Source organism: Streptococcus sp. Marseille-P7376, from assembly GCF_902460385.1.
Classification (GTDB): Bacteria; Bacillota; Bacilli; order Lactobacillales; family Streptococcaceae; genus Streptococcus; species Streptococcus sinensis.
The window spans coordinates 1-6,975 of record NZ_CABPTS010000038.1 but is presented as its reverse complement, the minus strand read 5'-3'; the positions used below and the strand labels follow the sequence as shown (position 1 = coordinate 6,975).

The 6,975-nt window shown below is 35.0% G+C and carries 2 protein-coding genes and 1 pseudogene; 2 read left to right on the top strand and 1 reads right to left on the bottom strand.

The window, feature by feature from the left end:
• Positions 1-165: 165 nt before the first annotated feature.
• A pseudogene (locus FZ952_RS11285) lies at positions 166-390 on the bottom strand (transposase); the annotation flags it as partial.
• Between the two features lie 33 nt (positions 391-423).
• Between FZ952_RS11285 and FZ952_RS11280 the strand changes: the two are divergent.
• Positions 424-744, top strand: coding sequence for an IS30 family transposase (locus FZ952_RS11280; RefSeq protein ID WP_234549847.1), 321 nt, complete (start codon positions 424-426; stop codon positions 742-744).
• 389 nt (positions 745-1,133) lie between these two features.
• Positions 1,134-6,975: Cna B-type domain-containing protein (locus tag FZ952_RS11660; RefSeq protein WP_222861964.1), on the top strand; the 5,842-nt coding region annotated here is incomplete at its 3' end.

Below are 6,975 nucleotides of genomic sequence, written 5' to 3'. Positions count from 1 at the left end.
TAGTTACGACGTCTAGCGCCAAAGGACTCATCGACTTAACAAGACACCTCTACTTTAACATAACGAAAAAAGTAGTGAGTACTTTCTCCCGTCGGAGATTTTCTCACTACTAATCTTAGTATGTTTTATTAGGCTCTTTGTCAACTGTAGTGGGTTAACGAAAAGTCATACCCTGGAGAGGACTAAATCAGTTCTCTCCTTTTTGATATTCAAAGCGATGAGAATGCGTTTTTTGAAGTTGTAAAAGTTCCTAAAACCAAAAGCATTGCGCTTGATGACCTTGATAAGGTTGTTAGTAGCCTACGGTTTTACGTTAGAATAGGGTAATTCCATAGCGTTGATAATTTTATCTTTGTCCTTAAGAAAGGTTTTAAAAACAGTCTGAAAGATAGTGTCAAGAAAAGCAAACTTGTCATAGAGGCTATGGTACAAATGTTGGAGCCCTTGCCGAAAGAAACCGTCACTCCCGATAGAGGAAAAGAATTCACGAATCATCAAGACTTGACGGACAAATTAAAGGTAGAAGTCTATTTCCCAGATCCTCATGCGCCTTGGCAACGAGGAACTAATGAGAATACCAATGGATTACTACGAGAATATTTTCCCAAAGGGAGCGACTTAACATTCATTGACGAGCACACCATTCAGCTGTGGGAGGATAAACTAAATAATAGACCACGAAAGTGTCTCAACTGGAAAACGCCTTATGAAGTATTTTATGGCAAAATTGTGCACTTAATTTGACAATTCAAGATATAAAAATTTTTGAATAAGATACTATGTTTATCTTTTATTCCGAGCAATTCTGTGGGGGTACCATAAGTAACACCTTAATGGATTGTGTGGTGCTTTCATTATAGTTTTTATGAGGCTTTTTGTCTGCGTTTAAAAAGCTTCATAATATATGAGGAGATATAGTCGCTACAGATATTATAGAGCCAAAATGAACCAGAAAAGATAGATTTTTTACACTTTTTTTGATATAATATTCAATGTTTAAACTAATATAGATAAAGTAGTCTGTATTATATAGATATACTATATTTATAGGAATTTAATTATTATCTTGAAAATAAATTTTTATTTTTAAGATTGGAATATCATGTAATATAAATTGGAGTGGAGATGAATTGATGGATAATAGGAAGGCGTTACAAAAATTAACAGCTTTTTTCTTGGTCTTTATAATGCTATTAGGGGTAATTGTTCCGAATGCTGTTGCTCTTGCAGAAGGATTATCGGATAAAGATACAATTACAGATGTTAAAAAAACTGATACGGAAACTGAAGAAGAGATAAATTCTGAAGCGCAAGAAGATAAAAAGGACAATAAAGCTGAAGAAGAGATAAATTCTGAAGCGCAAGAAGATAAAAAGGACAATAAAACTGAAGAAGAGATAAATTCTGAAGAACCAGAAGATAAAAAGGACAATAAAGCCGAAGTAAAAGCCGATAAGTCAGAAGTTAAAGAAGAAACAATAAATTCCGGAGCTTCAATGGAAAATGGGAAGCTTGTGGTTTATGATGACAATCACAAGATTAAGGATACTTCAAATGGAGATGGAACATCAGTAAATCCATATAATTTGGCAACTATGACAGATACATTGTTTACCATAAATTACACGCCTTTTTTCCGTGTGAAGGATGATGGTAGCAATGAGTTTGGCGATCAAAGAATTGTTGTAGATTTACCAACTTATGGATTCAAACTTTCTAATCCGGGACTTGAAGGAGTTCAGTTTGAAAAAATTACATTGCTTGATGCAAAGGGAAATGTAATACCATTAGATTCAGTAGCACAAACTAATTATGATAAAGTTACAAGAATTATATATGATATTAATGATAATTTTCTTGGCTCTTTAGGTGGAGGATCAAGTTTAGTATTTAATATCGCCTTTAACAGACGTAGTTTGACAGATGATGAATGTAAAAAGTGGATTAATGAAGGAAAACTTGAAACAAAACTTAATGTTGCTGCCTGTGAGGGAGAAAATAATACGCCGATTAATAGTACTGGAAATCCATCAGAATACAAATGGAGAATGTCACCAACTAATTATGATGATCCTAAAACAACGGTAACAGGAGATCGACATCTAAATGCGAGTAGCATGGCTAAGATTGCAAATTCTGGATTCATAAGATTTTATGATACAGATCCTGCAAGTGGTCCATTTACAGGAAATAAAGATTACTATTATTATAAGCAAGGAACAATTCATGACGCGGATACTCCTCTAATGAGTTTAAAACATATCAAGGTTTATGTTCCGAAAAATGGAAGTGTTGAAGGAAATTTCATTTTACAAAAATTACAAATCAGAAATGGCTTATATGATTTAGATCTTGCTTATTATGCGACAGTCAGTGAAATGAAAAATGATGGTGATGGAAAGGGAAATTACTATCTCATAACACCAAGAAAACCCTTATATAATAATGGAAGTGACCACAAATGGAACGATGCATTTACAAAGGGATTTTCACCTATTTGGCAAGTTCCTGATGGAATCGACAATATTGGTTCAGATACTTTATACGAAGCTACAACACCTGAATTTGTCTTTGAAACTCCAAATGGTACAGACGGCAAAAAGGAAGTTGTTATCAGCGCTGATGGACAAGGCGTAAAGATTAAAACTATGAAAGCTAATACTGTCGATGGATATGAAATTCATAGTTTTGCTGGACCTGGATATCAACTTTATAAAAATGCTGGAGGATATTATACTGCAAATGCAGTTTCTGCAGATGCAAAGTATTCAGATGTTGGTTATACACGTATAAGTAATGAATATTATATTTTAAAAGATGCTAACGGAGAATGGAATGAGTATCTTCCAAAGAATAAGACTGGTGCGACAGTTGAAAAATATGAATTTCCTGAAGAAATTCAACCTACTGCATGGAAAGGAACTGCTCAAACATGGAATACAGATTCTTATAAAGTAACAAAAGTAGTCTATACTACAGCAGATGGTAATAAGCATACAGCAGATGTAAATTCACCTGTTCATTTAGCAAATAAAGTCCATAATTTTCCTGAAGTTAAATTTGACACTTCTGGTGGAAGAGTAACTAAAGTTGAAGTTCATTGGGAGCACTTAAACAATGATACTTTTAATGCAAGTACACATTTTGCTGGTAACTATAAGGAAAATGTTAGAAGACAGTCATTTGCTCAAAGTAAGTTTGATATTTATGTTACACCTACAGCTACAGGACATTTGCAGGTAAAATATTCTGCAAAATCAACTGATCCAAGTGCGGATGCAAATGATAATTTTGATTATGAGGCTAATAAGGCTGTAAAAAGTCCTGTTAATAATGTGAGTGGAAAAGCAAGGGATGATTTCTTCTGGACAACTGTAACTCAAAAGAAATGTACGCCTTTGAAAGCTGAGAGTACTGGTGCTAGATTAAAAGAAAATGTATTATATCCTAATCAAGCAGAAAATGGGACTTTTTATGATACTTGGAAGTTGTTCTTTGATTATGGAACTAAGAAAGAATTTTCTCCAGTAACGAAAAATCCTAGAATTGATATGACAGTAGGAACTTTGAATGTCAAAGGACTTGATACTAAGGCTGATAAAACCGGACTTATGACAGGTAAATTTACAGCAAACAAATCCTTAAGTGGTTGGAAAATCATTTATAAAACTGCTGATAATATGTCGGGAGTAGAAGGTGCAGAAAAGGTATATAATATTGGTGATATCGAAGATGGAACAAAAATAGATCTTGGTATTAACAGAGATTTAGAACATTTATCAAGTATTGTTTTAACTTATGATGGAGAATATAATATTGAACCATTTGTTGATAAAGAAACAGGAGAAGCTGTATTATTTTCCAATATTGAATATGAACTTAGAAATACTGATTTTAAAGGAAATCCATTAACTATAGAAAAGGAAAAAGGTGCATGGTATGGTCCAAATTACTTTGTTCAAAATTTAGAAGGTAAATACTATAATGAAAGTTGTAGAGATTCAAATCATATTCATGATGCAGGAAAAGGGCAAGACTTTGGTGGTAGAACATGGAATAGTATAAAACTACCGCAACGTTATGGTATTCTTACTAGAACTTATATCGTTACAAATAAGACTGCCGATAATGTGATTGAGCCTTCAGGTAATGATACAAATAATTCTATTTCTCAATCAGGAACAAGTACTCAAAAGGTTAAATTTAATACAAAAGCTTACGCTTATGCCATGAACTCAGACATGCCTGAAGCGGGTAAGCTGCCTTATGGAATTCCTGAATCCGCTTATGTAGAAATAACAGATAAACAATTTGCTGCAGATGTAGATAAGTGTAAATTTTTAGGATTTGATAACGCATCTGGCAATGTTATTATTAAACAAGTTACAGATGCTGATGGTAGAGTATGGATTAAAATGTCTATTACAGAAGCGGGCATACAAGCTTTAAATAGACAATTTAGAGAAATTACTAAGAATAAAGCTTTTTCTTACTATTATTACTACAATGATAGTGTACTTAAATTTATGGAAGATCCAGTTGTCATTGCACTGAAGAGTTTTAGATACACAAGTGTTACATCTCCGGGAGAAAATGAACATTATCCTTATGGAATGGTTTATTATGATATGAGCCCACTTGAAACGAAGCTGGATGGAAGTAAAAATGAATATTATAGCCATGCAAAGATTGAAGGAGATTTATTCCAATTATCAGAAAATGCAGCAAATGCTCTTGATGCTACCAAAGAAAAGAAATTATTTGGAATAGATTTAAGCAAGGTACAAGTAGTTGTAGCTAAGAATACTGCCGTAGGTTCAAATTTATTCCCTGGAAAATATGATAATATCGTATATGGAACAGCTGGAAGTAAATTCCCAACACAAACTTTCTATCCGGATGAAGCAGGTAATTTACGTGGAGATTTCTTCGTTCAAGCCCCTGATGCAGATGGATTTAAGGACTATAAGGCGATTATTGAGATTCCTAAAAAGGATAAATCAGTATCATATACTCAGAAAAACGAAACTGTTCAAACACCAAAAACTCAAGTTAATATGTATTTGACCGGTGAAGTTGCAGTTATGGGAGATAGTCGTCCAGGAAAACAAGAGTTTAGTTATAGTATAGATGGTGGAAATACATTTATTTCTGCAGCGGATGTAACAGATTGGGAACAAGTAACTCATGTTAAACTTGATTTAGGAGAGCTTCCTAAAGGTAGTCAGGTAAATATTAAATTGCCACTTAAAGCTCATGAAAAAACTACTGTTGACGAACTTGAAGCATATATAGGTGGAAGTTTTGAAATAACTGATTATACAGGAGTTAAAACGAGTGGATACATAAATCCTGCAAAATATATTTATGGAAATTATGCAGTTATGTCCTCAGATGTATGGTGGGATAAAAACGAAAATGGAAAACTTGATGAGGGAGAAACAAAAGCAAAAGGTGTTAAACTTGAACTATATTCTCCTGATCATGATGTGACTATTAATAACAAGTTAATTCCTGCTAATACTTTGATTCATAGTTCAACTACAGATGAAAATGGAAGATATGAATTAAAGAGCTTTATGCTTGAGGCTGGTCAATGGATAAAGGTTACAATGCCAGATGGTGAAACTAAACTAACATTGAAAGCCAATCACTCTGAGATGGAAGAAACAAAAAATTCTGACTTTGATAGAGCAAGCTATAAAACAGCTGAATTACCTGAATTAGTAAAAGAAAAACCTCTTGAAATTATAGGTTGCGGACTTATAAGAGTACCTAAGATAAAAACAGAGCCTGTTAAGATACATGTTGGAGAAGAGTCAGAAGAAGGAGCGGCAAAAGCTGTTGCAACAAGTGACCATCCTACTGTATCTCCTGAATTAAAATATACTGAGTTGCAAAATGATGTGGCAGATGTTGATGGTAGTGGCAAAATAAGAGGAAAGTCTACGGGAAAAATTAAAGCTGAAGTTACAACAACAAACACATTGGCAAGTAGCGATCAGGCAATACCTGAAGATACCGTAAAAGCGGAGTACGATATTGTTGTTTATGGAAAGGTAAATTATCATAAAAATCACGCTGATGTAAATGGAGAAGCACCAAAGGATAATAACGAATACTATCCATCCATTACAGAAAATGGAAATGATGCCGATACTGACAAGGTAACCGTTTTAGATGCAGGTACGATGAAAAGATCTGGATATATCTTCAAGGGATGGAATACACAAGCTGACGGTAAAGGCACTATGTATTCAAAGGGAGATACATTTAAGACAGGAACAGTTGATAAAGATGTAGAGTTATATGCAATTTGGTCTTTAATATGGACCCCGATGATCCCACCAACCAGAGCTGTCAAAGTAACAAAAGACTGGAAAGGATCAGACGGCAACAAGACAGCAGCACCTGTGGACAGCGTCAAAGTAGAATTATACAAAGACGGAGCCGCAACCGGTACTGTAAAAGAGCTGACCCAAGCCAACAACTGGACAGTCACCTTTGAGCAATTGCCAGTCTCTGCGACACTCGGCGGCGCAAACCATGAGTATAGCATCAAGGAAGTTGGAGAAAGTTCAAACACGATTCAACTTGCAGGAAAATGGTATGGAGTCAGTTACGAAGGAAGCATGCAAGATGGCTTCACACTCACCAACCAAGAAAAGACTCCATGGACCCCGATGATCCCACCAACCAGAGCTGTCAAAGTAACAAAAGACTGGAAGGGAACAGACGGCAACAAGACAGCAGCACCTGTGGACAGCGTCACAGTAGAATTATACAAAGACGGAGCCGCAACCGGTACTGTAAAAGAGTTGACCCAAGCCAACAATTGGACAGTTACATTTGAGCAATTGCCAGTCTCAGCGATACTCGGTGGCGCAAACCATGAGTATAGCATCAAAGAAGTTGGAGAAAGTTCAAATACCATTCAACTTGCAGGAAAATGGTATGGAGTCAGTTACGAAGGAA

Excerpts from the sequence above, each read along its gene's own strand:
- FZ952_RS11280 (WP_234549847.1), top strand. The coding sequence starts at position 424 with ATGGTACAAATGTTGGAGCCCTTGCCGAAAGAAACCGTCACTCCCGAT.